The sequence below is a fragment of the Paracoccus actinidiae genome (assembly GCF_030863885.1).
In the GTDB taxonomy this organism is placed as follows: domain Bacteria; phylum Pseudomonadota; class Alphaproteobacteria; order Rhodobacterales; family Rhodobacteraceae; genus Paracoccus; species Paracoccus everestensis.
On the sequence record NZ_CP132956.1, the window covers coordinates 1,958,069 to 1,982,058 of the forward strand.

At 64.3% G+C, this 23,990-nt stretch carries 21 protein-coding genes and 1 tRNA gene; 10 read left to right on the forward strand and 12 right to left on the reverse strand.

Features of this window, described 5'->3' with window-relative positions:
- Window positions 1-35 precede the first annotated feature (35 nt).
- Window positions 36-1,265: a 5-aminolevulinate synthase gene (gene hemA, locus Q5701_RS09815; RefSeq protein ID WP_306755047.1), complete on the reverse strand. Its 1,230-nt coding sequence runs from the start codon at window positions 1,263-1,265 to the stop codon at window positions 36-38.
- Window positions 1,266-1,430: 165 nt separating this feature from the next.
- On the opposite strand from hemA, the gene Q5701_RS09820 reads away from it, so the two are divergent.
- Window positions 1,431-2,816: a M20/M25/M40 family metallo-hydrolase gene (locus tag Q5701_RS09820; protein WP_306755048.1), complete on the forward strand. Its 1,386-nt coding sequence runs from the start codon at window positions 1,431-1,433 to the stop codon at window positions 2,814-2,816.
- A gap of 84 nt (window positions 2,817-2,900) precedes the next feature.
- Here Q5701_RS09820 and Q5701_RS09825 read toward each other — a convergent pair whose 3' ends face one another.
- A complete protein-coding gene (locus tag Q5701_RS09825; protein WP_306755049.1) occupies window positions 2,901-3,521 on the reverse strand; it encodes a transglycosylase SLT domain-containing protein in 621 nt (206 codons plus the stop codon).
- Window positions 3,522-3,823: 302 nt separating this feature from the next.
- Here Q5701_RS09825 and gatB point away from each other — a divergent pair, with 302 nt between their 5' ends.
- Both gatB and Q5701_RS09835 read left to right on the forward strand, forming a co-directional pair.
- The gene (gatB, locus tag Q5701_RS09830; RefSeq protein WP_306755050.1) at window positions 3,824-5,413 is read left to right on the forward strand and encodes an Asp-tRNA(Asn)/Glu-tRNA(Gln) amidotransferase subunit GatB; all 1,590 of its coding nucleotides are present in this window, start codon (window positions 3,824-3,826) and stop codon (window positions 5,411-5,413) included.
- A gap of 36 nt (window positions 5,414-5,449) precedes the next feature.
- A complete protein-coding gene (locus Q5701_RS09835) occupies window positions 5,450-5,890 on the forward strand; it encodes a DUF4177 domain-containing protein (RefSeq protein WP_234853754.1) in 441 nt (146 codons plus the stop codon).
- A gap of 4 nt (window positions 5,891-5,894) precedes the next feature.
- Here Q5701_RS09835 and Q5701_RS09840 read toward each other — a convergent pair whose 3' ends face one another.
- The 8 genes from Q5701_RS09840 to Q5701_RS09875 form a co-directional block, all read right to left on the reverse strand.
- On the reverse strand, window positions 5,895-6,689 hold the full coding sequence (locus tag Q5701_RS09840; RefSeq protein WP_306755051.1) for a class II glutamine amidotransferase: 795 nt from the start codon (window positions 6,687-6,689) through the stop codon (window positions 5,895-5,897).
- A 60-nt stretch (window positions 6,690-6,749) separates the two neighbouring features.
- On the reverse strand, window positions 6,750-7,049 hold the full coding sequence (locus tag Q5701_RS09845) for a DUF1330 domain-containing protein (protein ID WP_306755052.1): 300 nt from the start codon (window positions 7,047-7,049) through the stop codon (window positions 6,750-6,752).
- Window positions 7,046-9,703 (reverse strand): alanine--tRNA ligase, encoded by a 2,658-nt coding sequence (gene alaS, locus Q5701_RS09850; protein WP_306755053.1) that lies wholly within the window; start codon window positions 9,701-9,703, stop codon window positions 7,046-7,048. The genes Q5701_RS09845 and alaS overlap by 4 nt, the downstream gene beginning before the upstream one ends.
- Window positions 9,704-9,880: 177 nt before the next feature.
- Window positions 9,881-10,951 carry a recombinase RecA gene (gene recA, locus Q5701_RS09855; protein ID WP_306755054.1) on the reverse strand — a complete coding sequence of 357 codons (1,071 nt, stop codon included), beginning with the start codon at window positions 10,949-10,951 and terminating at the stop codon, window positions 9,881-9,883.
- Between the two features lie 168 nt (window positions 10,952-11,119).
- Window positions 11,120-13,204 carry a hybrid sensor histidine kinase/response regulator gene (locus tag Q5701_RS09860; RefSeq protein ID WP_306755055.1) on the reverse strand — a complete coding sequence of 695 codons (2,085 nt, stop codon included), beginning with the start codon at window positions 13,202-13,204 and terminating at the stop codon, window positions 11,120-11,122.
- 80 nt (window positions 13,205-13,284) lie between these two features.
- Window positions 13,285-14,427, reverse strand: a complete 1,143-nt coding sequence (locus Q5701_RS09865) for an RsmB/NOP family class I SAM-dependent RNA methyltransferase (RefSeq protein WP_306755056.1) — start codon at window positions 14,425-14,427, stop codon at window positions 13,285-13,287.
- Window positions 14,424-15,593: a nucleotide sugar dehydrogenase gene (locus Q5701_RS09870; RefSeq protein ID WP_306755057.1), complete on the reverse strand. Its 1,170-nt coding sequence runs from the start codon at window positions 15,591-15,593 to the stop codon at window positions 14,424-14,426. Before Q5701_RS09870 ends, Q5701_RS09865 begins: the two co-directional genes overlap by 4 nt.
- 59 nt (window positions 15,594-15,652) lie before the next feature.
- Window positions 15,653-15,739: transfer RNA gene (locus Q5701_RS09875), tRNA-Leu, on the reverse strand.
- 103 nt (window positions 15,740-15,842) lie between these two features.
- Between Q5701_RS09875 and lipB the strand changes: the two genes are divergently transcribed.
- From lipB to Q5701_RS09900, 5 genes are all read left to right on the forward strand, one after another.
- Window positions 15,843-16,487: a lipoyl(octanoyl) transferase LipB gene (gene lipB, locus Q5701_RS09880; protein WP_306755386.1), complete on the forward strand. Its 645-nt coding sequence runs from the start codon at window positions 15,843-15,845 to the stop codon at window positions 16,485-16,487.
- Between the two features lie 105 nt (window positions 16,488-16,592).
- Window positions 16,593-17,021, forward strand: a complete 429-nt coding sequence (locus Q5701_RS09885) for a c-type cytochrome (RefSeq protein WP_234853763.1) — start codon at window positions 16,593-16,595, stop codon at window positions 17,019-17,021.
- A 148-nt stretch (window positions 17,022-17,169) separates the two neighbouring features.
- Entirely contained in the window at window positions 17,170-17,607 is a 438-nt protein-coding gene (locus Q5701_RS09890; protein WP_306755058.1) for a universal stress protein, read from the forward strand.
- 144 nt (window positions 17,608-17,751) lie between these two features.
- Window positions 17,752-19,428, forward strand: a complete 1,677-nt coding sequence (gene ctaD / locus Q5701_RS09895) for a cytochrome c oxidase subunit I (RefSeq protein ID WP_306755059.1) — start codon at window positions 17,752-17,754, stop codon at window positions 19,426-19,428.
- Window positions 19,429-19,472: 44 nt separating this feature from the next.
- Entirely contained in the window at window positions 19,473-19,922 is a 450-nt protein-coding gene (locus tag Q5701_RS09900; RefSeq protein WP_373568637.1) for a DUF2244 domain-containing protein, read from the forward strand.
- Window positions 19,923-19,970: 48 nt separating this feature from the next.
- On the opposite strand, the gene Q5701_RS09905 is transcribed toward Q5701_RS09900, so the two are convergent.
- Both Q5701_RS09905 and Q5701_RS09910 read right to left on the reverse strand, forming a co-directional pair.
- Entirely contained in the window at window positions 19,971-20,042 is a 72-nt protein-coding gene (locus Q5701_RS09905) for a hypothetical protein (protein ID WP_306755387.1), read from the reverse strand.
- An 83-nt stretch (window positions 20,043-20,125) separates the two neighbouring features.
- Window positions 20,126-20,587 carry a GatB/YqeY domain-containing protein gene (locus Q5701_RS09910; RefSeq protein ID WP_306755061.1) on the reverse strand — a complete coding sequence of 154 codons (462 nt, stop codon included), beginning with the start codon at window positions 20,585-20,587 and terminating at the stop codon, window positions 20,126-20,128.
- A 129-nt stretch (window positions 20,588-20,716) separates the two neighbouring features.
- Here Q5701_RS09910 and carA point away from each other — a divergent pair, with 129 nt between their 5' ends.
- Complete coding sequence (gene carA / locus Q5701_RS09915) at window positions 20,717-21,868, forward strand: glutamine-hydrolyzing carbamoyl-phosphate synthase small subunit (protein WP_306755062.1); 1,152 nt, start codon at window positions 20,717-20,719, stop codon at window positions 21,866-21,868.
- Between the two features lie 54 nt (window positions 21,869-21,922).
- On the forward strand, window positions 21,923-23,983 hold the full coding sequence (locus tag Q5701_RS09920; RefSeq protein WP_306755063.1) for a glycosyltransferase: 2,061 nt from the start codon (window positions 21,923-21,925) through the stop codon (window positions 23,981-23,983).
- Window positions 23,984-23,990 lie beyond the last annotated feature (7 nt).

Consider the following 23,990-nt stretch of genomic DNA (forward strand, 5'->3'; position numbering starts at 1 on the left):
TCACGCAGGCGAGAGCAGTTCACCCGCCGAATGAATCAGGCGCTCATTTCCTGGCGGTTGAGTGCGCAATGTGACCACAACTTGTCCATGGCCTTGACCAGATGGTCGATCTGGCGGGGCGCATGGACCGGCGACGGGGTAAAGCGCAGCCGTTCCGTGCCGCGCGGAACGGTCGGGAAGTTGATCGGCTGGACATAGATGCCATAGTCGCGCAGCAGCATGTCCGACAGCATCTTGCAGTGGACCGGATGGCCGACATGGACCGGCACGATATGGCTGCCATGGTCGATGATGGGCATCCCCAGCGATTTCAGCCGCATCTTCAGGATCCGGGCGTGCAATTGCTGCGCATCGCGCAGATGCTGGCCTTCCGGGCCCTTCAGCAGTGCGATCGAGGCCGCAGCCCCCGCAGCCACCGCCGGCGGCAGCGAGGTCGTGAAGATGAAGCCCGGCGCATAGGACCGGATCGCGTCCATCATCTTGGCCGTGCCCGCGATATAGCCACCAAAGACGCCAAAGGCCTTGCCCAGCGTGCCGTTGAAGATGGTGATGCGATCCATCAGCCCGTCGCGCTCGGCCACGCCGGCACCGCGGGGGCCATACATGCCCACCGCATGAACCTCGTCCAGATAGGTCAAGGCATTAAACTCGTCCGCGAGATCGCAGATCGCCTTGATCGGGCCGAAGTCGCCGTCCATCGAATAGATCGATTCAAAGGCGATCAGCTTGGGCGCCGTGGGATCGTCGGCGGCCAGAAGCTGGCGCAGATGGGCCACATCATTGTGCCGGAAGATCCGCTTGGCGCCGTCGAACCGCTTGATCCCCTCGATCATCGAGGCGTGGTTCAGTTCGTCAGAATAGATGATCAGTCCGGGGAACAGCTTGCGCAGGGTGGACAGCGTGGCGTCATTGGCGATGTAGGCGCTGGAAAAGACAAGTGCCGCTTCCTTGCCATGCAGGTCGGCCAGCTCTGCCTCCAGGCGCTTGTGATAGATGGTGGTCCCGGAAATGTTGCGCGTGCCGCCGGATCCGGCGCCAACGGCATCCAGGGCCTCGTGCATCGCCTCCAGCACCGCCGGATGCTGGCCCATGCCCAGGTAATCGTTGCCGCACCAGACGGTGATGTCCTGCTTTTCCCCATCGGGGCGCGTCCACACGGCTTGGGGAAACTGGCCCTTCGTCCGCTCGATGTCGATGAAGGTGCGATAGCGGCCTTCCTCGTGCAGCCGACCGATCGCCTGGTCCAGGGCGGCATCGTAATTCATTGCGGGCGTTCCCTTGCATAGCTGGCTGGGGCAATCATTGTCAGATCGCGCGCGGTGTGACGTTGATATATGTCAAAGGGCGCGAATGACAGGTTAAAATTGTCGCAGGTCGACCAAAAGACCATCTGGAATGCTTATAAAACGACTCGGAAAACAGAGGACAGGATGTCACAGGATACCACATTGGACGCCGTTCTGCATAGGCTCGACCAAGGGCTTGATGCCGCTGTCGACCGGCTTGCAGCCTTTCTGAGCATCCCCTCGATCTCGACCGATCCGGCCCATGCAGGGGATGTGCGCAGGGCGGCAGAATGGCTGCGTGACGAACTGGCGGGGATCGGCTTTCAGGCATCGGTCCGCCACACGGCCGGGCATCCCATGGTGGTGGCCCGGTCGCAACCCGGCGAGGCGCGGCCCCTGCTGTTCTATGGCCATTACGACGTGCAGCCGGTCGATCCGCTGTCGCTGTGGGACCGCCCGCCATTCGACCCGCAGATCGAGGATACGCCGGACGGCAAGGTGATCCGGGCGCGCGGGGCATCCGACGACAAGGGCCAGCTGATGACCTTTGTCGAGGCGTTCCGGGCCTGGCGCGAGGTCCATGGCGCCCTGCCCTCCGACCTCGTCCTGCTGTTCGAGGGCGAGGAGGAATCCGGCTCACCTTCCCTGCGACCCTTCCTGCGCGACAATGCCGATGAATTACGCGCATCGCTCGCGATTATCTGCGACACCGAACTGTTCGGGGGCGCGCGCCCCGCCATTGTCACGCAACTGCGCGGCCTGGTGGGCGAGGAAGTCATCATCCGTGCCGCGGATCGCGACCTGCATTCCGGCCTGTTCGGCGGACTGGCGGCCAATCCGATCATGGTCCTTGCGCAGGCGCTTGCGGCGCTGAAGGATGCCGATGGCCGTGTCACCCTGCCCGGCTTCTACGACGGGGTCGAAGACCTTTCGGATGACTTGCGCCGCGACTGGGAATCGTTGGGTTTCGACGCAGGCGCCATGCTGGGCCGGGTGGGCCTGTCCCATCCCGTCGGCGAACAGGGCCGGATGCCGGTGGAAATGGCCTGGAACCGTCCCACGGCGGAAATCAACGGCATCACCGGCGGCTATACCGGCGACGGCTTCAAGACCGTGCTTCCGGCCCAGGCGCGCGCCAAGGTCAGCTTTCGCCTGACCGGGCAACAGGATCCGGCAAAGGTGCGCGCGGCCTTTCGCGACCATGTGCAGGGCTTCCTCCCGCCCGATTGCAGCGTGGAGTTCCACGAACACGGCGCCAGCCCGGCCTCCGTCATGGATACTTCGGACCCCGCCTTCGCTGCGGCGCGGCAAGCCCTGGGCGAGGAATGGGGGCAGGCCGCGGCCTTTATCGGCAGTGGCGGGTCGATACCGATCGCGGGGGATTTCAAGACGATCCTGGGCATGGATTCGATGCTGATCGGATTTGCCCGCGACGACGACCGCATCCATTCCCCGAACGAGAAATACGACATCCGCAGCTTTGCCAAGGGCGCGCGATCCTGGGCGCGCATCATTGCCGCGTTGCGATAAGCGAAAAGGCGGGACACGGATCCCGCCTTCTTCTTCATCCAAATATCCTGGGGTGAGGTCCGAAGGACCGATGGGCAAAGCCCCTTAGGCTTTTGGCTGGCAATAGCTTTGGCTGCTGGTCCAGGCGGCGATATCCGCGCGCTTGGTGGCGTTGCGCAAGGGTGCCCAGTCCCGCGCGATACCGCGCCAGCCGCTGCCGTCATGGGCAACGGCATTGTCCCGCGCCACCTGCCGCGACATGATCTTGACCGCGCAGGACATGTTGTCGCCACCGTTCTTGATGTTGCCGTTGCAATCGTAATTCCGCCAGGTCGCCGGCGCGATCTGCATCAAGCCCAGCCACTTGCCGCCGCCGCCGCTGGCCTGCGGATTATAGGTGCTTTCATGCTTGGCCACTGCCGACAGCAGCCCGGCCCAAAAGGCCTTGCGCCCGGTGGTGTTCAGTTCGGCGTAATTTGGGCAGAAGGCGTTGATATCGCCCGGAACGCGCGACAGGATCGTGACCCCTTCCCGATCCAGCGCCGACAGCGTTGCCTGTGTCCATTGGTCCGATCCGGCTGCCTGACCCCAACGCATCGGCGGCTTGCTGGCCAGCTGCATCTGCTGCGCCTCGGCTGCGGCCTTGCTTTCGGATTGCGGGGACAGGGTTGACTGGCACGCGGCCAGAAACGCCAGGGCGGCAAGGGGCACAAGCGCAGCGCGCATCAGATCCTCGTGGGATTGTTTCGTCGCCTATCCCCATAGCCCGACTGGGAAATTCTGCAAGAATGCAGCAAAAACATAGGCGGCATCACGCCAAAGGGCGGAATCCCCATGGTCGGAATTCCGCCGACAGGCCCAATTCATGCCCCGGCATTAACGATTCAAAGCCGCTTTTCTGTCAGCCCAGCGATTCGCCTGCCTCGGATGCGCGAACGATTTGCGCCCGCCGCCCCCGTGACATCACCCGCGCACTGACCTAAAAGACCCGCACCACCGAAAACCCGTCCGCCTATCCGAGGTTCCCGATGCTTGACCATCTTTCCTTCACCGCGCCCCGACCCAAGACCATCGCGGGGGCAAGGGGCGACTGGGAACTGGTCATCGGGCTGGAGGTCCATGCCCAGGTCGCCTCCAAGGCCAAGCTGTTTTCCGGCGCCTCGACCGCATTCGGGTCCGAACCCAACAGCAACGTGGCTTTCGTCGATGCGGCCATGCCGGGGATGCTGCCGGTCATCAACGAATTCTGCGTAGCTCAGGCCGTGCGCACCGGGCTGGGGCTGAAGGCCGCAATCAACCTGCGCAGCGCCTTCGACCGCAAGAACTATTTCTATCCCGACCTGCCCCAAGGCTATCAGATCAGCCAGCTTTACCACCCCATCGTGGGCGAGGGAGAGGTGATCGTGGACATGGGACCGGGCATCGCCCGCCGCGTGCGCATCGAACGCATCCACCTGGAACAGGACGCGGGCAAGTCGATCCACGACATGGACCCCACCATGTCCTTCGTGGACCTGAACCGCACGGGCGTGGCCCTGATGGAAATCGTGTCGCGTCCCGACATTCGCGGGCCTGAGGAAGCGGCGGCCTATGTCGCGAAGCTGCGCCAGATCATGCGCTATCTGGGCACCTGCGACGGCAATATGCAGAACGGCAACCTGCGCGCCGACGTGAACGTGTCGGTCTGCCCCCCCGGCGCCTATGAGCGTTACCAGGAAACCCAGGATTTCAGCCACCTGGGCACGCGCTGCGAGATCAAGAACATGAACTCGCTGCGCTTCATCCAGGCCGCCATCGAATACGAGGCCCGCCGCCAGATCGCCCTCATCGAGGATGGCGGCACGGTCGTGCAGGAAACCCGCCTTTATGACCCCGACAAGGGCGAAACCCGGTCAATGCGGTCCAAGGAGGAAGCGCATGACTATCGCTATTTCCCCGACCCCGACCTGCTGCCTCTGGAAATCGAGCAGGCTTGGGTGGACGGTATCGCAAGCGCGATGCCGGAACTGCCGGATGAAAAGAAGGCCCGCTTCGTCCGCGAGATGGGCCTGTCGGAATACGACGCGGGCGTTCTGACGGCCGAGGTGGAAACAGCAGACTACTTCGAGGCAATGCTGGATGGGCCTGGGGGCAAGATTGTTGAACCTAAAAAAGCTGCTAACTGGGTTATCAACGAGATTTTAGGACGTATGAACAAGGCTGGGATCGACAAGTCGGTGTTAGCTGTCGGTCCTGACAAGCGCCTTCTTCATTCAGAAAACAATCTTTCACTCCACATTTCAGCGCTCCAGCCGCAAGCAAACAATGTAATCGTGAGCATGGTGTTAGAGAATCAGATCAGCGGCAAGATTGCGAAAGATGTCTTCGATATTCTGGCTGATGTAGGCGGCGACCCCGCCCAGATCGTTGAATCGCGCGGGATGCGCCAGGTAACCGACTTAGGCGCCATTGAAAAAGCCGTGGACGACATCATCGCGGCCAACCCCGCCCAGGTCGAAAAGGCCCGCGCCAATCCCAAGCTTGCCGGCTGGTTCGTGGGCCAGGTGCTCAAGGCCACCGGCGGCAAGGCCAACCCCGCCGCCGTGAACGACCTTGTCGCCCGCAAACTGGGAATGTGACGGCCCATCCGTCGCCCGCATCAAAGGAACAGCGCCTTGAGCCATTTCGAATACCGCGTCATTCCCGCCCCTTCGCGTGGTGAAAAGGCCAAGGACGCGAAAACGCCCACGGACCGTTATTCGGTCGCTCTGACGGCTGAACTGAACCGGATGGCGCAGGACGGCTGGGAATATGTCCGCGCGGACGTGCTGCCGTCCGAGGAACGCAGCGGGCTGACCGGGCGCAGCACAGTATATCACAACCTGCTGGTCTTCCGCCGCAATGCCCCGGCCCCTGCGGCAGCGGCGCTGCCTGTCCGGCAGCCGCAGCCGGAATATGCCGCCGCCGCCTCTCCGGTGCGTGCGCCGGAACCCGTGCCGGTCCTGCCGCAAGCCGCAGCCCCGCAGCCCAGCGATCACTCCGCCGGCACCGGGGCTGGTCCTGAATCGGCCGAGGCGACGCCCCCTGCCCCGCGCCACGCGCCGTCGCAGGCCTGAGGGGTCAGGCGGCGCGGGACTGCAGGTGCGGCAGAAAAGGCTGAACCGTCACGCTGTCCCCGTCAAAGATGCAGAAACTGCCCGGCGGCACCTCGGTCCAGTCGTTCTCGTCCGTTTCCAGCGGCTCGGACACCACCGCGCGTCCGTTGCGGGTCAGGGACCAGCGGTGGAACAGGCTGGGCGCGTGGTCGTCGCTGGCATGGCGGATCGCATAAAGCCGCCGGCCATCGGAAAAGGCGCAGGCCGCCCGCACAAAGGGGGCCGTGCCGCGCCGCATCGACAGATCGGTCAGCCGGGCCACCGCGCGTTCCATGGCACCCTTGGGATCACTGTCCAGCCCCTCGCCCAAGGCGATCAGGAACAGCGCCTCGCTGTCGGTGGCGCCCTTGCGATGGGGATAAAGATCGTCGGGGATCATCACATCGGCATCGCGGCGGAACGCGTCATAGCCGCCGAATTGCCCGTTATGCATGAAGGACCAGCGGCCCGACACAAAAGGATGGCAGTTGTTGCGGCTGGTCGCCGTTCCGGTGGATGCGCGGACATGGGCCATGAACAGCCCCGACCGGACCTGCGCCACCAGGCTGTGCAGGTTCGGATCCGACCAGGCGGGCATCACGTCGCGGTAGAGCCCCGGCTCGGGCCGTTCGCCATACCAGGCCAGGCCGAAACCATCCGCATTGACCGGCGTCAGGCAGCGGCGCGCGCCCTGACTTTGCCGGATCAGCGAATGATCCGGCAGGCTGACGATGTCTTCAAGAAAGATCGGTTGGCCCACATAGGCGGCCCAACGGCACATATCCTGTCCCTTCGTGTCTTATTTCCGTCATGGATAGCACGAAAGGATGAAGAAAATAGCCTATTTCGCCGGCGGCGGCGTTTCCTCGACGATCACAAGGTCGCGTTCGGACGCGGCTTTGGCATGGGCCAGCGCCGCCTGATATGCGCTGCTGTTATAGCAGGCAACGGCGTCGTCAAAGCTGGGAAAGCGCGCGACCACGTTGCGCGGACGATCATGCCCTTCCATCTGCTGGTAACGCCCGCCGCGCGCCAGGAAAACCCCGCCATGGGCGGCGATGGCTGGACCCGCCGCCTGGGCATATTTCGCATAGGCTTCAGGATCTGTGACGGTCACATGGGCAATCCAAAGGGCAGTCATGCCGTTTCCTCCAGCAGTTTCTCGACCTGGGCGATGGCGTCATCGGCAGCGGCCAGACTGGGCGCACCGCCCTGCGCGCGGTCGGGACGCCCGCCGCCGCCCTTGCCGCCAAGGGCCGCCGTCGCGGTTTGCACCAGCGTCACCGCGCTGATGCGGTCCACCAGATCAGCAGTCACGCCCGCCGCGACCGTGGCCTTGCCATCAGCCTCTGCCAGCACCAGAACCGCGCCGCTGCCCAGTTGCGACTTCATCTCGTCAACCAGGGCGCCCAGTTCCTTGCCGCCCACGCCCTCGACCCGGCGGCCGATGAACTTGACGCCACCGATATCCTTGGCTGCCTGCGCCTGCCCGCCACCCATGGCAAGCTGGCGCTTCAGTTGCGCGACCTCGTTGGCAAGCGCCTTGCGTTCGTCTGCCAGCGCCTTGACGCGGTTGACGACATCGCCCGCCTGCGCCTTGAGCAGGCCGGCAATTTCAGACAACTGGCTGTCAGAGGCGCGCAGATGCGCCAAGGCCGCCTGCCCGGTCAGCGCCTCGATCCGGCGCACGCCCGCGCTGGATGCGCTGTCGCCCAGCAAGGCCATGGCACCGATATCGCCCGTTCGCGCGACATGGGTGCCGCCGCACAGTTCCAGCGAATAGGTGACGCCGTCCGCGCCCTTGCCGCTGTCGGCAAGACTGCCCATCGACACGACCCGAACCTCGTCCCCGTATTTTTCGCCGAACAATGCCTGCGCACCCAGGGCGCGGGCATCGTCGGGGGTCATGATCCGAGTTTCGACCGCGCTGTTCTGGCGGATGAACTCGTTCACCTCGGCCTCGACCCGCGCCAGATCCTCGGGGGATACGGCGCTGTTGTGGCTGAAGTCGAAGCGCAGCCGGTCCGGCGCGTTCAGGCTGCCGCGTTGGGCGACATGATCGCCAAGCGCGCGGCGCAGCGCCTCGTGCAGCAGATGGGTGGCCGAATGGTTGGCCCGGATGGCGCTGCGGCGGTCGTGATCCACGGATAGCATGGCGCCTTGTCCGCGACTGATCGTGCCCAGCGTCACCTCGGCCACGTGCAGGAAGACGCCCGCGACCTTTTTCGTATCCGTCACGCGGGCCGCGCCGGTTTCCGTCTTGATCAGCCCGGTATCGCCCACTTGCCCGCCGCTTTCGGCATAGAAGGGCGACTGGTTCACGACGATCGACACGGACTGCCCTTCGGTCGCCTCGCCCCTGCCGGCACCATCAACCACGACGGCAAGGATCTGGCCCTCGGCCTCCTCGGTGTCATAGCCCAGGAATTCGGTCGCGCCGTGCTTTTCAGCCAGCTCGAACCAGATCGCGGCGTCCTTGGCTTCGCCCGAGCCGGACCATGCCGCGCGGGCCTTGGCCTTTTGCTCGGCCATGGCGGTGTCGAAACCTGCGGTATCGACCGCCCGCCCCTGCTCGCGCAGCGCGTCCTGGGTCAGGTCCAGCGGGAAGCCATAGGTATCATACAGCTTGAAGGCCGCCTCTCCGGGCAGGTTCGCCCCTTCGGGCAGGCGGGCCAGTTCGTCGTCCAGCAGCCGCAGCCCGCGATCCAGCGTTTGGCGGAAGCGGGCTTCCTCGCTGCGCAGGGTTTCCTCGATCAAGGCCTGCGCCCGGGTCAGTTCCGGGTAAGCCGTGCCCATCTGACGGACCAGGGCGGGCACCAGCTTGTGCATCACCGGATCCTGCGCGCCCAGCATATGCGCGTGCCGCATCGCCCGCCGCATGATCCGACGCAGAACGTAACCGCGCCCTTCGTTCGAAGGCATCACCCCGTCGGCGATCAGGAAGCTGGTGGACCGAAGGTGGTCGGCGATCACCCGATGATGGACCTTGCCCGGCCCGTCGGGGTCGTTGCTGGTGGCATGGGCCGATGCCTCGATCAGGCTGCGCATCAGGTCGGTGTCATAGTTGTCGTGCTTGCCCTGCAGCAGCGCGCCGATCCGTTCAAGCCCCATGCCGGTGTCGATCGACTGCATGTCCAGCGCGCGCATCGAGCCGTCCTCGAACTGCTCGTTCTGCATAAAGACCAGGTTCCAGATCTCGATGAAGCGGTCGCCGTCCTCATCCGCCGAACCCGGGGGGCCGCCCCAGATATGGTCGCCGTGGTCGAAGAAGATCTCGGTGCAGGGACCGCAGGGGCCGGTCGGACCCATTTGCCAGAAATTGTCGCTGGTGGGGATGCGGATGATCCGGTCGTCGGTCAGGCCCGCGACCTTCTTCCAGATGTCCGCGGCCTCGTCATCGGTGTGATAGACGGTGACCAGCAGCTTGTCCTTGGGGATGCCGAAATCCTTGGTCAGCAATTCCCAGGCATAGGGGATCGCCTGTTCCTTGAAATAATCGCCAAAGCTGAAATTGCCCAGCATCTCGAAGAAGGTATGGTGACGGGCGGTATAGCCCACATTGTCCAGGTCGTTGTGCTTGCCGCCCGCGCGGACGCATTTCTGGGCCGTGGTCGCACGCTTGTAATCGCGGGTTTCCACCCCGGTGAACAGGTTCTTGAACTGCACCATGCCCGAGTTGGTGAACATCAGCGTCGGATCGTTGCGCGGCACCAGGGGTGAGGAGTCGATCACGCGGTGGCCGTTGCGTTCGAAAAAGCCGAGGAACGTGGATCGGATGTCATTCAATGTGGGCATGGGGGCCTTCGCAATCTGGTGGCGGGTCGGACACGCCGGGCTGGCGAATGGTCTATAACCGGCAGGCCGCCCTGTCCAGCAATCGCCGCAGGGCCTGACGCGCCCGGCAAGGACCGGGACAAAGAAAAACGCGCGGACAATACTGCCCGCGCGTCCCGTCTTGCCGGCGCCTGCCGATCACTCCTCGGTCAGGCTGTCGTCTTCGTTGCCTGCGACGGCGAATTCAAGGCCGTGGCTGGCGCGGATCTTGTCCTCGATCGCGGTGGCCTTTTCAGGGTTGTCGCGCAGGAACTGCTTGGCGTTCTCGCGGCCCTGGCCGATGCGTTCGTCGCCATAGGAATACCAGGCGCCCGACTTCTCGACCACGCCGGCCTTGACGCCCAGGTCGATCAGTTCCCCAACCTTGCTGATGCCTTCGCCATACATGATGTCGAATTCCACCTGCCGGAAGGGCGGCGCGACCTTGTTCTTGACGACCTTGACGCGGGTCGCGTTGCCGATCACCTCGTCCCGGTCCTTGACGGCGCCGGTGCGGCGGATGTCGAGGCGAACCGAGGCATAGAACTTCAGCGCATTGCCGCCGGTCGTGGTTTCCGGGTTGCCGAACATCACGCCGATCTTCATGCGGATCTGGTTGATGAAGATCACCATGCAGTTCGACCGGCCGATGCTGGCGGTCAGCTTGCGCATCGCCTGGCTCATCAGGCGGGCCTGGCTGCCCATCTGCATATCGCCCATGTCGCCCTCGATTTCGGACTTGGGCGTCAGCGCCGCGACCGAATCGACCACCACCAGGCTGACCGCACCGGACCGCACCAGCGTATCCACGATCTCCAACGCCTGTTCGCCGGTATCGGGCTGGCTGATCAGCAGATCATCCAGGTTCACGCCCAGCTTGCGGGCATACAGCGGGTCAAGCGCGTGTTCCGCGTCAACAAAGGCACAGACGCCGCCCTTCTTCTGTTCCTCGGCCACGACATGGAGCGTCAGCGTGGTCTTGCCCGAGCTTTCCGGGCCAAATATTTCGATGATGCGACCCTTGGGCAGACCGCCGATGCCAAGCGCGATGTCCAGCCCCAGTGAGCCTGTCGAGGTCGCCTCGATCTCGGCCACCGGGTTGTCCTTGCCCAGCTTCATGATCGAGCCCTTGCCGAACTGCCGTTCGATCTGGGCCAGGGCGCTGTCGAGCGCCTTCTGCTTGTCCGCGCTGCGCTTGTCGTTCATGTCGAAAATGCTCGCCTGTGCCATATGGTCCTTACCGTTATTTCACAGCCAGGCCGACACAGCAATCTGCCGACCATGGGGGTTCATGTTCACTTCTTGTTCCTGGTCATAGATGCGTATCTCCCAAACGTTTTTCAAGCGTCATCCGTTGCCGGAAACCCGTTTTTTCGGGTCGGATTGCATATTTCGGCATCATGCATCCAGCCTCGGTGGCGGGGCTTGCATCTGCCGGGCGACGATCTGGATCAACTCGTTCAAGGTAAAGGGTTTTGACAAAAAGGCCGCGTTCGGGATCGGGTCATGGCCTTCGCCGAAAATGTCCTCGGTATAGCCGGACATGAAGACAACCCTGGTTCCGGGCCGGTCCTGCAAGGCGGCCCGCACCCAGCTTGGTCCGTCCATCCCCGGCATGACCACATCGGTGACGAAGATATCAACCGGCAATCCGCCGTTCAGCATGGCCAAGGCATCCTCGGCATTGGCGGCTTCGTGGACCTCGTATCCCTTCAAGCGCAGGGCGCGGGCGGCAAAGGCACGAACCGGGGCCTCGTCCTCCACCAGAAGAACGCTGGCGCGCTGCACGGGCTGGGGCATCGCAACAGGGGCGGGCGCGGGGCGCGCGATCTGCTGCATTCCCGCCTGGGCGGGGAAATAAAGCGAAAAGCAGGTGCCCTTGCCCAGTTCGCTGTCGCAAAAGATATAGCCGCCGGTTTGCTTGACGATGCCATAGGCGGTGGAGAGGCCAAGTCCCGTTCCCTCGCCCACGCGCTTGGTGGTGAAGAACGGCTCGAAGATCTTGTCGCGAAGCGCCGGGTCGATGCCGCAGCCTTCGTCGGTGACGCGGATGCGCAGGTAATCGCCTTTCGGCAAGGATACCTTGTCGCGGGCCAGATCTCCGTTGATCGCCAGGACATCTGTCCTGATCTCGATATTGCCGCCCGCAGGCATGGCGTCGCGGGCATTCACGACAAGGTTCATGATGACCTGTTCCAATTGTCTCTTGTCGGCCCGGATCGGGCGCAGGGCGGAATCGTGGCTGATGGCCAGGGTGATCTTTTCGCCCACCAGGCGGTTCAGCAGATGGGTCAGTTCCGCCAGCACGTCGCGCGTATCCAGCGTTTCAAGCTGCAACTGCTGGCGGCGCGAAAAGGCCAGAAGCTGGCCCACCAGGGACGCCGCGCGGTTGGCGTTCTGGCCGATCTGGTCCAGATCCGCGTAATCGGGGTCGCCCTTGTCATGACGCAGCATCAGAAGGTCGCAATGGCCCCGGATGGCGGTCAGCAGGTTGTTGAAGTCATGCGCGACGCCGCCCGCCAACTGGCCGATGGCCTGCATCTTCTGGCTTTGCACGAACTGCGCTTCCAGCGTCTTCAAGGCGCTTGCATCGTTCAGGACGGCGATAAGGCCGGGCTGCTCGACCGGATCCATGGCCAGCGTGACCTGGAAATGCTGTTCCTTGGCCGCGTCGTCGGGCGAGCGCAGGCGCAACACCTCGGCCCGGCCGTCGCTGCGCCGCGCGGCGTGGGTTTCGGCGATCCATTCCCCCGCCAGACGGCCCGGGCCGTCCAGGATGCTGCCGATGTGAACGGGATCGGTCCCCAGGGGCAGGCTCGCCCCCAGCAGTCGCCGCGCCGCCGCATTCGCGCGGCGGATATAGCCGTTGGGCGCGATGCGCAGCAGGGCCACCGGGATCGCCTCGAAGTCGTCGGGGGTCTCGGTCTCCTCCTCGGCCAGGGGGACGGCGGCTTCAGCGCCGCGCCGGTGGTAGGACCAGACCTGCAAGGGCGCATCCTCGGCCCGGCTGAGGGTCAGCATATCGCCCGAGGCAAGCGCCAGGTCGGCGCAACCGACATAGCCTGCCCTGCGCACCAAGCCGCCCATGTCGTCCAGGGCATCGGCGCGCAATTGCGACACAAGCCGCAGGATGTTCTGCCCGGCGATGTCGCCAAAGCCCGTGCGCGATGCGTCGTTCTGCATCATCACCTGGCCGTCGGCGTCGCAGATCCAGATCGGATCGGCGGCCTCGGCCACCTCGTTCCGGATGGCCGCCAGGGCACGCCGCGCCGCCAGCCGGTCCAGCACATAGCCCAGAGAGATCACGCCCCCCAGGATATACCAGGCGACTGCGATGGTGCCGATGACAAGCGCCGCCAGTCCATAGCCGCTTTGCGGCAGGATCAGGGCAGCCACGGCCGCGACCACCACCGGCAGCATCAGCAACGGAAGCGCCACGGCCGCATTGCGAGAGACGGCGGATTGCGTTTCCCCGAATGTCATCCGTCTAGCCCCCTTCCAAGCCTTCAGGATGTTCGATACCGCCAAACCGCTTAACATAGCGTTAATGGCGCCCGCCCGTTTCACACCCGTCCCATCAGCGAAAGGAAAAAGCCGTCGCTGGCATCCAGGGGCGTCCACACCTGTCGCGAAACCTCGCGAAAGGCCGGATCCTGTTGCAGGAAGCCGGCAACCTGCGCGCCGTTTTCAGAATCCAGAAGCGAACAGGTCATATAGGCCAGATGCCCGCCCGGCCTGACAAGGGGCGCCACCTGACGCAGGATCCCGGCCTGGACCGCAACCAGATCGCGCAGTCCCGCCAGGGTCAGGCGCCATTTCGAATCGGGGGTGCGCCGCCAGGTTCCTGAACCGGAACAGGGCACATCGACAATGACCAGATCGAAGCTGCCCTTCGGGGCAGTCTCGATGAAGACCTTGGCCCCTGCCCGTTCCGCCCGTTGCGGCAGATCCCGCATCCGGGCCGAGTCGGCGTCATGGGCCACCAGGGTCAGCCCAGGCGCCCGCCCCGCGATGGCCAGCGTCTTGCCGCCGCCGCCCGCACAGTAATCCAGCACCCGCATTCCTGCCGCAACCGGCAAGGCGGCACAGGCCAGTTGCGGGGACAGATCCTGAAGTTCTACCAGACCGTCGCGATAAGCACCGCTTTGCGACAGGCGCCGTTCATTGGCCGTGACCCGCAGGGCGGTAGGCAGGCGCGAATCAGGCTCCGCCAGGATCCCGTCCCGGGCAAGCGCGCCGATTGCCTGATCGGCATCGGCCTTGAGCGGGTTGACCCGCAGCCAGACGGGTGCGCGGTGGCGCATTCTGTCGGCAATGGCATCGGCCTGATCGTCCAGGGATTCGTCCCAAAGCGGACGGATCCAGCCAGGGATATCCGTGGCATCTTGCGCATCGCTCGGCTGGTCTTCGGGACGCAGGGACGCGGGTGCATGGCCTTGGCCCGTAAAGAACTCGGCCGGGTCCCGTCCTGCCGCGCGCAACCCGCCGATCATCAATCCCCGCCCGGTCAATTCTCCGCCAAGCGCCGCATGGCTGTCGCGGCAGCGCAGGGCGTCGAACACCAGGTCGCGCACCGCCGCCCGGTCCCCCGATCCCGCGAACCGGCTGGCCCGCGACCACCGCAGCAGCGCCTGTTCCGCAGGCTGGCCCGCAAGAACCTGGTCCAGAACCCCGATCGCGGCAGAGATGCGGGCGGCTGGCGTCATATGTCGCGTTGCAAAAGATCGCGGGTGAACAGCTTGTCCGCGACATCGGCCAGATCGTCGTGGCGGCGGTTTGCGATGATCAGGTCCGATTTCGCCTTGAATGCCGCCAGATCGCGTTCAACCGGGGAATGAAAGAAGTGATCGTCCTGCAGGACGGGTTCATAGACGATGCAGGCGATGCCCTTGGCCTTGATCCGCTTCATGATCCCCTGGATCGCGCTGTCGCGGAAATTGTCCGACCCTTCCTTCATCACCAGGCGATAGATGCCGACCGTTTCCGGATTCCGGGCAATAATCTGGTCGGCAATGAAATCCTTGCGGGTGCGGTTCGAATCGACGATTGCCGCGATCAGGTTCTGCGGCACGGCCGAATAATTCGCCAGCAACTGCTTGGTATCCTTGGGCAGGCAGTATCCGCCATAGCCGAAGGACGGGTTGTTGTAGTAATCCCCCACGCGTGGATCCAAACCCACCCCTTCGATGATGGCACGCGGATCCAGGCCGTTGGTCAGGGCATAGCTGTCCAGTTCGTTGAAATAAGCCACGCGCATCGCCAGGAAGGTGTTGGCGAACAGCTTGATCGCCTCCGCCTCGGTCGAGTTGGTGAGCAGCAGCGGCACGTCCCGGTCCAGCGCGCCTTGCGCCAGAAGCGCCGCAAACCGCCGCCCTGCCTCGCTCTGGTCGCCCACGACGATCCGGCTGGGATGAAGGTTGTCGTGCAGCGCCAGCCCTTCGCGCAGGAACTCGGGCGAGAAGATGATGCCCTGGAACCCGGTTTCCGCCCGCATCCGGTTGGTGAAGCCGACCGGAACCGTGGACTTGACGATGATCGGGGTGGCGGGGGCGTGCTTGCGGGCCAGGGCAATCACCGCCTCGACCGATGAGGTGTCGAAGCTGTTTGTCCGGGCGTCGTAATTCGTGGGCGTGGCGACGATCACGAAATCCGCGCCCGCCAAGGCTTGCTGCGGATTAGTGGTGGCGGACAGGTCCAGCTCGCGTTCCGCGAAGAAGCGGGTGATCTCGGCGTCCTCGATGGGGCTTTTGCGGGCCTCGACGGCGGCCACACGGCTTTCGTCGATATCCAGGGCCACCACCGTCGAATGCTGCGCCAGCAGAACCGCATTCGACAAACCGACATAGCCCAAGCCGACAACGGCAATCTTCATCGCATCCCTCGTTCAAAACGGGCGAAAGCCCGGTTTTCCTGGATGGATTCAAGGAAGGATGGTGCGGTCGAGAAGACTCGAACTTCCACTCCGGTTAAGGAACAGCGACCTCAACGCTGCGCGTCTACCAATTCCGCCACGACCGCATCCGGGCAGTGCGGCGGGTGATAGCCGAGGCGGGAAGGATTGAAAAGGGGGATTCTGACGGCTCGGCTTGACGCCGGGCGCGTGCCGGGCCAGACCGGCCGCATGGTGGAATGGATCACGGCGCAGGGCCTGACGAATTACGACGACGCGGTCGCCTTCATGGAAGCGCGGGTCGCCGCGATTCACGAAGGCCAGGCAGAGGAGTTGATCTGGCTGGTCGAACATCCGCCGCTTTATACGGCAGGGACCAGCGCGCGGGACGGCGACCTGCTGGACGCGCGCTTTCCGGTTCATGTCGCCGGACGGGGCGGGCAATACACCTATCACGGGCCGGGACAGCGCATCGTCTATGTGATGCTGGACCTGAACCGGCGCGGGCGCGACGTGCGCGCCTTTGTCGCCCGGCTAGAGGCCTGGATGATCGCCGCCTTGTCGGATTTCGGCGTCACGGGCGTGATCCGCGACGGGCGCGTGGGCGTCTGGGTGCCGCGCCCGGACAAGCCCCCCCTGCCCGATGGCAGCCCGCGCGACGACAAGATCGCGGCCATCGGGGTCAAGCTGCGCCGCTGGGTCAGCTTTCACGGCATCGCGATCAATGTGGAACCGGACCTGAGCCATTATTCGGGAATCGTTCCCTGCGGGATCAGCGGGCATGGCGTGACCAGCCTGGTCGATCTGGGCCTGCCCGTCGGCCTGGCCGATATGGATCTGGCGCTGCGCCGGAATTTCGATACGGTCTTCGGCTGACCGCCTGCAAACCGGATGCGACCTTCTGACGGGTGGCAATTGAACCGATCTGGCTTAAGTGAGTTGGTTGGGACTTCCAATTTCTTTGGAATAGCGAGGAACAGAATGAGATTTGCGATCATCGGCGCCCTGTTGGGTGCGACCCTAGCCATGCCCGCCCTGGCCCAGGATGCCGGCGATGCCACGGTCGGCGAAAAAGAATTCCGCAAGTGCAAGGCTTGTCACATGATCCAGTCGCCCGAGGGCGAGGATATCGTGAAGGGCGGCGCCACCGGACCGAACCTTTACGGGATCGTCGGGCGTCCGGCAGCGGCCCAGGAAGGCTACAAGTATTCCGAGGCGCTGGTCGCGCTGAAGGATGCGGGTGAAGTCTGGACGGTCGAGGATTTGGCGGCCTATGTCACCGACCCCAACAAATATGTCCAGGAAAAGACCGGGGACAGTTCGGCCCGCACGAAGATGACCTTCAAGCTGAACAAGAACCAAGCCGACATCGCGGCCTATCTGGCAAGTGCGTCGCCTGCGGCGCAATAGCGCAGCCTTTCTGGAACTCGTGCCGGGCCGATCCCTTGGGTCGGCCCGTTTGATTTAAATCATACTTTCCCCGCCCTCCCTGTGGCAGCGTCCGTTGCGCAACCAGGCCCGTGCCGCTGTGGCGCGGCGCCGCGAGAGGAGGAACAACGTGTTCAAGCATATCCTGATCCCGACCGACGGGTCCGAACTGGCAACCCAGGCCGTTGACAAGGGGTTGGCCCTGGCCGCCAGCGTGGGCGCGGCCGTGACGATCGTCACCGTGACCGAGCCGTTCCATATCCTCAGCGCCGACGCGATGCAGGTCGAAAGCACGCGGGCCAGCTATGACATCGACGCGGCAGCCTATGCGGACAGGATCCTGGCGGCCGCGCGGGACAAGGCTGCGGCTGCGGGCGTTCCGGTCGAAACCCATCACAAATGGCACGACAACCCCTATCAGGCGATCATCGACACCGCCCTGGAGGAAGGCTGCGACCTGATCGCCATGGCGTCCCATGGGCGGCGCGGGATGGCCGCGGTCGTGATGGGCAGCCAGGCCACCCGGATCCTGACGCATTCCAAGATCCCGGTTCTGGTTTATCGCTGAACCTTTCCTGCGGCCATTTGCCACCAAAAGCTGTCGTTCCGGCAACCTTAGGGCATTGCCGGGTCGGCACGGCTGGTCTAGAACACACCCAAAGGGAATTGCCGGTCTGCCGGACCGGATCATGATATCTGAGGGAGTTCGGGTATGGCAGACGCAGCCGTTCATGGCCACGACGACCATCACGACACACGCGGGTTCTTTACCCGCTGGTTCATGTCCACCAATCACAAGGACATCGGTGTTCTTTACCTGTTCACCGCAGGAATCGTGGGGCTGATCGCAGTCAGCTTTACGGTCTACATGCGGATGGAACTGCAAAATCCCGGCGTGCAGTTCATGTGCCTGGAAGGCGCGCGCTTCATTGCCGATGCAACTGCCGAATGCACCCCGAACGGCCATCTCTGGAACGTGATGATCACCTATCACGGCGTCCTGATGATGTTCTTCGTGGTGATTCCCGCGCTGTTCGGCGGCTTTGGCAACTACTTCATGCCGCTGCACATCGGCGCCCCGGACATGAGCTTTCCGCGGCTGAACAACCTGTCCTACTGGATGTATGTGGCGGGCGTCGCGCTTGGCGTGGCGTCCCTGCTGTCGCCGGGCGGATCGGACCAAATGGGTTCGGGCGTGGGCTGGGTTCTGTATCCGCCGCTGTCCACGACCGAGGCCGGGTATTCGATGGATCTGGCGATCTTCGCGGTTCACGTCTCGGGCGCGTCCTCGATCCTGGGCGCGATCAACATCATCACCACCTTCCTGAACATGCGCGCGCCCGGCATGACGCTGTTCAAGGTGCCGCTGTTCGCCTGGTCGGTCTTCATCACCGCCTGGCTGATCCTGCTGGCCCTGCCGGTTCTGGCCGGCGCCATCACCATGCTGCTGATGGACCGCAACTTCGGCACCAACTTCTTCAACCCGGCTGGCGGCGGCGACCCGATCCTGTACCAGCACATCCTGTGGTTCTTCGGCCACCCCGAAGTCTACATCATCATCCTGCCGGGCTTCGGCATCATCAGCCACGTCATCGCCACCTTCGCCAAGAAGCCGATCTTCGGCTATCTGCCGATGGTGTTGGCCATGGCCGCGATCGGGGTGCTGGGCTTCGTGGTCTGGGCGCACCATATGTACACCGTGGGGATGTCGCTGACCCAGCAGTCCTATTTCATGCTGGCCACCATGACGATCGCCGTGCCCACGGGCATCAAGGTCTTCTCGTGGATCGCGACCATGTGGGGCGGCTCGATCGAGTTCAAGACGCCAATGCTCTGGGCCTTCGGCTTCCTGTTCCTGTTCACCGTGGGCGGCGTGACCGGCGTGGTGCTGTCGCAGGCGCCGCTGGACCGGGTTTATCACGACACCTACTATGTCGTGGCGCACTTCCACTATGTGATGTCGCTGGGCGCGGTCTTTGCGCTGTTCGCAGGCATCTATTACTGGATCGGCAAGATGTCAGGCCGCCAGTATCCCGAATGGGCAGGCAAGCTGCACTTCTGGATGATGTTCATCGGGTCCAACCTGACCTTCTTCCCGCAGCACTTCCTCGGCCGCCAGGGGATGCCGCGCCGCTATATCGACTATCCGGTCGAATTCGCCTATTGGAACTATATCAGCTCGCTGGGCGCCTATCTGTCCTTCGCGTCCTTCCTGTTCTTCATCGGCGTCGTCTTCTATACTCTGTTCGCAGGCAAGCGCGTGACCCAGAACAACTACTGGAACGAGCATGCCGATACGCTGGAATGGACCCTGTCCTCGCCCCCGCCCGAACACACGTTCGAGCAACTGCCCAAGCGCGAGGATTGGGACCACAGCCACGCCCACTGATGCCTTATGAATGGCAAGATACGGCCCCGGATCAATCCGGGGCCTTGTCATATCGGCTGCGGCTTTGGCCTTACCAGTCCTTGCCGCGAAAGGGCTTTGTCTGGTTTATTGGCGTGACGGCGGCGTTCATGGCCCTGCCCGTGGTGGCAATGCTGGGAACCGCTGTCTTGTGGGGCCTGCTGCCCTTTGCCCTGCTGGTGATCGGCGGGCTGTGGTATGCGATCCAGCGCAGCTATGCCCAAGGCGAGATGACCGAGGAATTGTTGCTGGACCGCCGCATGGCGCAGGTCATCCGCCACGATCCGGGCGGGGGACTGCGGGAATGGACCACCAACAGCTATTGGCTGCGCGCGAACCTGCGGCGCGGACCGGTCGAGTCCTATCTGACACTGACCGACGGGCAGCGGGAAATCGAACTGGGCGCCTTCCTGACCCCCCAGGAACGCCGCCACCTGCATGACGACCTGTCGCGGCGGCTGGCCAGCCTGCGCTGATCAGCGGTCTTTATGCTTGGACCCCGCAACGTCCTCCGGCTCGCTCGCTCATGCATCGGACATATCCTTCGAGGCGCTAGTCAAATCCTGGACCTGCGCATCGCCGCGCCTGGCGGACAAGGCGGCGCCTGCCTCCTGCTGGGGGCTTTTGATTTGGCGGGCATGGCTGTGGCCTCCTGCCCGTCCTGGCGCCCATGGGCGGTTCAGTTCAGCAGGCGTGCCTTGACCATCGGTCCGACTGCCCCGAAATCCATCTGCCCTGCATGACGGTCGCGCAGTTCGGCCATGACACGGCCCATGTCGCGGATGCCGGTCGCCCCAAGGGCGGCGATGGCCCCGTCGATGGCGGTGGCGGTTTCCGCATCGGACAATTGTCGGGGCAGGAATTCCTGGATGACGCCGATCTCGGCTTCTTCCTTCTGGGCCAGTTCCAGACGGCCCCCTTCCTCATAGGCCCGGGCGGATTCCTGGCGCTGCTTGACCATCTTCGACAAGATGGCAATCAGGTCATGATCGCCCAGCGTGCCGTCGCCGTCGCCTCCGCGGGCCGCAATCTCTCGGTCCTTGATGGCGGCACCGATCAGGCGCAGCGTGGACAGGCGTGCGCTGTCCTTGGCCTTCATGGCATCCTTGGTGGCGGCTTGCAGGGTGGCTCGCAGATCCATGTCGCTTCCTTCGGGCACGAAAGCCTGCGATCTAGGGTAATGCCCGTGTCAAAGCAAGACGGCGTTGTTCTTGACCTTGCCCGCTCCGCCCCCTATTCACCGGCAGATTTCACACAAGGGGTGCTTGCCATGGCCAACAAACCGACCGCCTGCCTTGCGCTTGCCGACGGAACCGTCTTTTACGGCCAGGGCTTCGGTGCACCCGGCCAGGTCGTGGCGGAACTGGTCTTCAACACCGCGATGACCGGCTATCAGGAGATCATGACCGATCCGTCCTATGCCAGCCAGGTCGTCACCTTCACCTTTCCCCATATCGGCAACACCGGCATCACGCCGGAAGACGACGAGGCCCCCGACCCGGTCGCCAGCGGCATCGTCGTCCGCTGGGATCCGACCGATCCGTCGAACTGGCGCGCGGCGGGCGACCTGCCCGGCTGGATGGCCCGGCGCGGCCGTATCGGCATGGGTGGGGTCGACACCCGCCGCCTGACCCGCGCGATTCGCCAGCAGGGCGCGCCTCATGTGGTGCTGGCCCATGACCCGGACAGCAATTTCGACATCGCCGCAATGGTTGCCAAGGCCCGCGACTGGGCCGGTCTTCTGGGCCTGGATCTGGCCCGCGACGTGACCTGTCGGCAAAGCTATCGCTGGGATCAGGGTGCATGGGAATGGGGCAAGGGCTTCGGAACCTCGCCCGAACAGAAGCCCTTTAAGGTCGTGGCGCTTGATTACGGCGCAAAGCGCAACATCCTGCGGTCCCTGGTGGCCTATGGCGCCGACGTGACCGTGCTGCCCGCCACCGCCACGGCCGAGGAGGTCATGGCCCATGAACCCGAGGGCGTGTTCCTGTCGAACGGTCCCGGCGATCCGGCGGCGACCGGCGAATATGCCGTGCCCATGATTCAGACCCTTCTGGGCCGCGACTTGCCGATCTTCGGCATCTGCCTGGGCCACCAGATGCTGGCCTTGGCCCTGGGCGCCAAGACGGTGAAGATGAGCCATGGCCACCACGGTGCGAACCATCCCGTTCGCGACACGGAAACCGGCAAGGTCGAGATCACGTCGATGAACCACGGCTTCGCGGTGGACAGCCAGTCCCTGCCGGTGGGCGTGATCGAAACCCATGTCAGCCTGTTCGACGGCAGCAATTGCGGCATCCGCGTTCAGGACAAGCCGGTGTTTTCAGTCCAGTACCACCCCGAGGCCGCGCCCGGCCCGCAGGACAGCCTGTATCTGTTCCAGCGGTTCACGGATGCGATGCGCGCGCGCCGGGGGGCTTAACCGCTTCTTAACCGCTTTCGTGCCAGTCATGGGCGATCCACAAGGGAATCGTCCATGGTCAGTCCGCAAATTGTTGCCCGTCCCTTTCCAGCTGCGCCCGCGCAGCCGACGATGGCGCCGCGCAACCAGTTGCCGTTGGGCCAGATCCTGCTGGAGGACGGTGCGGTCGATCCCGGCAACCTGCTGAAGGCCAGCGTGATGCGCGGGCGGCAAAGCAGCCGCCTGGGCCAGATCCTTCTGTCGCAAGGCTGGGTCACGCCCGAGGCCTTGCTGCGCGCCCTGTGCCGCCAATGGCGCACCACCGCCTTGGATCCGGCAAAGACACCCGGCGATCCGCGGCTGATCGACGCCCTTGGAGCCGAATTCTGCCTGGGCCATGCCATCCTGCCCTGGCGGTGCATCGGCGGCGTCACCTGGATCGCCACCGCCCGCCCCGAAGCTTTCGCGGATCTTGTCCCCGGGCTGCCCGAAAGCTTCGGTCAGGTGCGGATGCTGTTGTGTTCCGAAGACCAGATCCAGGCCGCGATCCTCGCCTCGCGCCGCATTGCCATGATCCGCAAGGCGGAAATGCGCGTGCCGGCCGCCGAAAGCTGCCGATCCCGGAACGAGGCGCGGACCGGCCGCGTCGCGCTTGGTGCCATGGCCGCGCTGGCGCTTGGGCTTTGGCTGGTGCCGGTGGCGGTCTTGTCGGTGCTGACCCTGTGGGCCACGCTATCGCTGGTGGCGCAAAGCGGGCTGAAGCTGGCGGCGCTTGTCGCCACCCGCCGAATCCGGGCCGAGGAACGGTCCCATTCCGATGACTTGGCCCAAGGCCGCGTCGCGCGACAGGAAATGACCGGCCCGCTGCCCGTGATCTCGGTCATGGTGCCGCTGTTTCGCGAAAGCGATGTCGCGGGCAAGCTGGTGGGCCGCCTGTCGCGCCTGGACTATCCGCGCGAACTGACCGACATCCTGCTGGTGATCGAGGCCAGCGACCATGTGACGCAGAATGCCCTGAAGGGCGCCCGCCTGCCCGGTTGGATCCGCGTGGTCGAAGTGCCGAACGGCCCCATCCAGACCAAGCCGCGCGCGCTGAATTACGCCCTGAACTTCTGCCGGGGCGCGATCATCGGCGTCTGGGATGCCGAGGATCGGCCCGATCCCGACCAGTTGCACACCGTCGCGCGGCGCTTTCATTTTGCGCCCGCCGACGTGGCCTGCCTGCAAGGCGCGCTCGATTACTATAACCCGCGCACCAACTGGCTGGCGCGCTGTTTCACCATCGAATACGCGGCCTGGTTCCGGGTGATCCTGCCCGGCGTCGCCCGCCTTGGCCTGGTCGTCCCCCTGGGCGGCACCACGCTGTTCTTTCGTCGCGACGCATTGGAACAGGTGGGCGCCTGGGACGCCTGGAACGTGACTGAGGACGCCGACCTGGGCGTGCGCCTGGCCCGCCGCGGCTGGCGGACCGAGATCATCGACACCACCACCGACGAAGAGGCCAATTGCCGCGCCCTGCCCTGGATCAAGCAGCGGTCCCGCTGGCTCAAGGGCTATGCGATGACTTGGGGCGTCCATATGCGCGACCCGCGCGCCCTATGGCGGGAACTTGGCCCCCGGCGCTTCCTAGGCTTTCAGATCCAGTTCCTGGGCAGCCTGTCGCAATACCTGCTGGCGCCCATCCTGTGGAGCTTCTGGCTGTTGAGCCTTGGCTTGCCACATCCGTTGCGCGAACCGCTGGCGGGGATTTGGGGCGGTTACGCGATCCCGGCGCTGTTCGGCACATTCGTAGTATCCGAACTGCTGTCCATCGGGGTGGGCATATGGGCCGTGCGTGGCGACAAGCACCGGCATCTGATGTACTGGGTGCCCTCTTTGCACCTGTATTTCCCGCTAGGCTGCCTCGCCGGCTGGAAGGCAATCTATGAGGTCGTGGTAAAGCCTTTTTACTGGGACAAGACTGCCCATGGCATCTACGACGCGGCGGATGCGGAGGTGACGATCCCCCAGGCCACGGTGTCCATCCCCCTGTTGGGGCAGATCGGCGATCCTGTCCCTGCGAAAAGACCTGGCGCGCCCGCAGCCCCCCTGGACCTTGCCGCGCCCCAGGCTGCGCCCGTGCGGAAAACCGCCTGATCCGGCG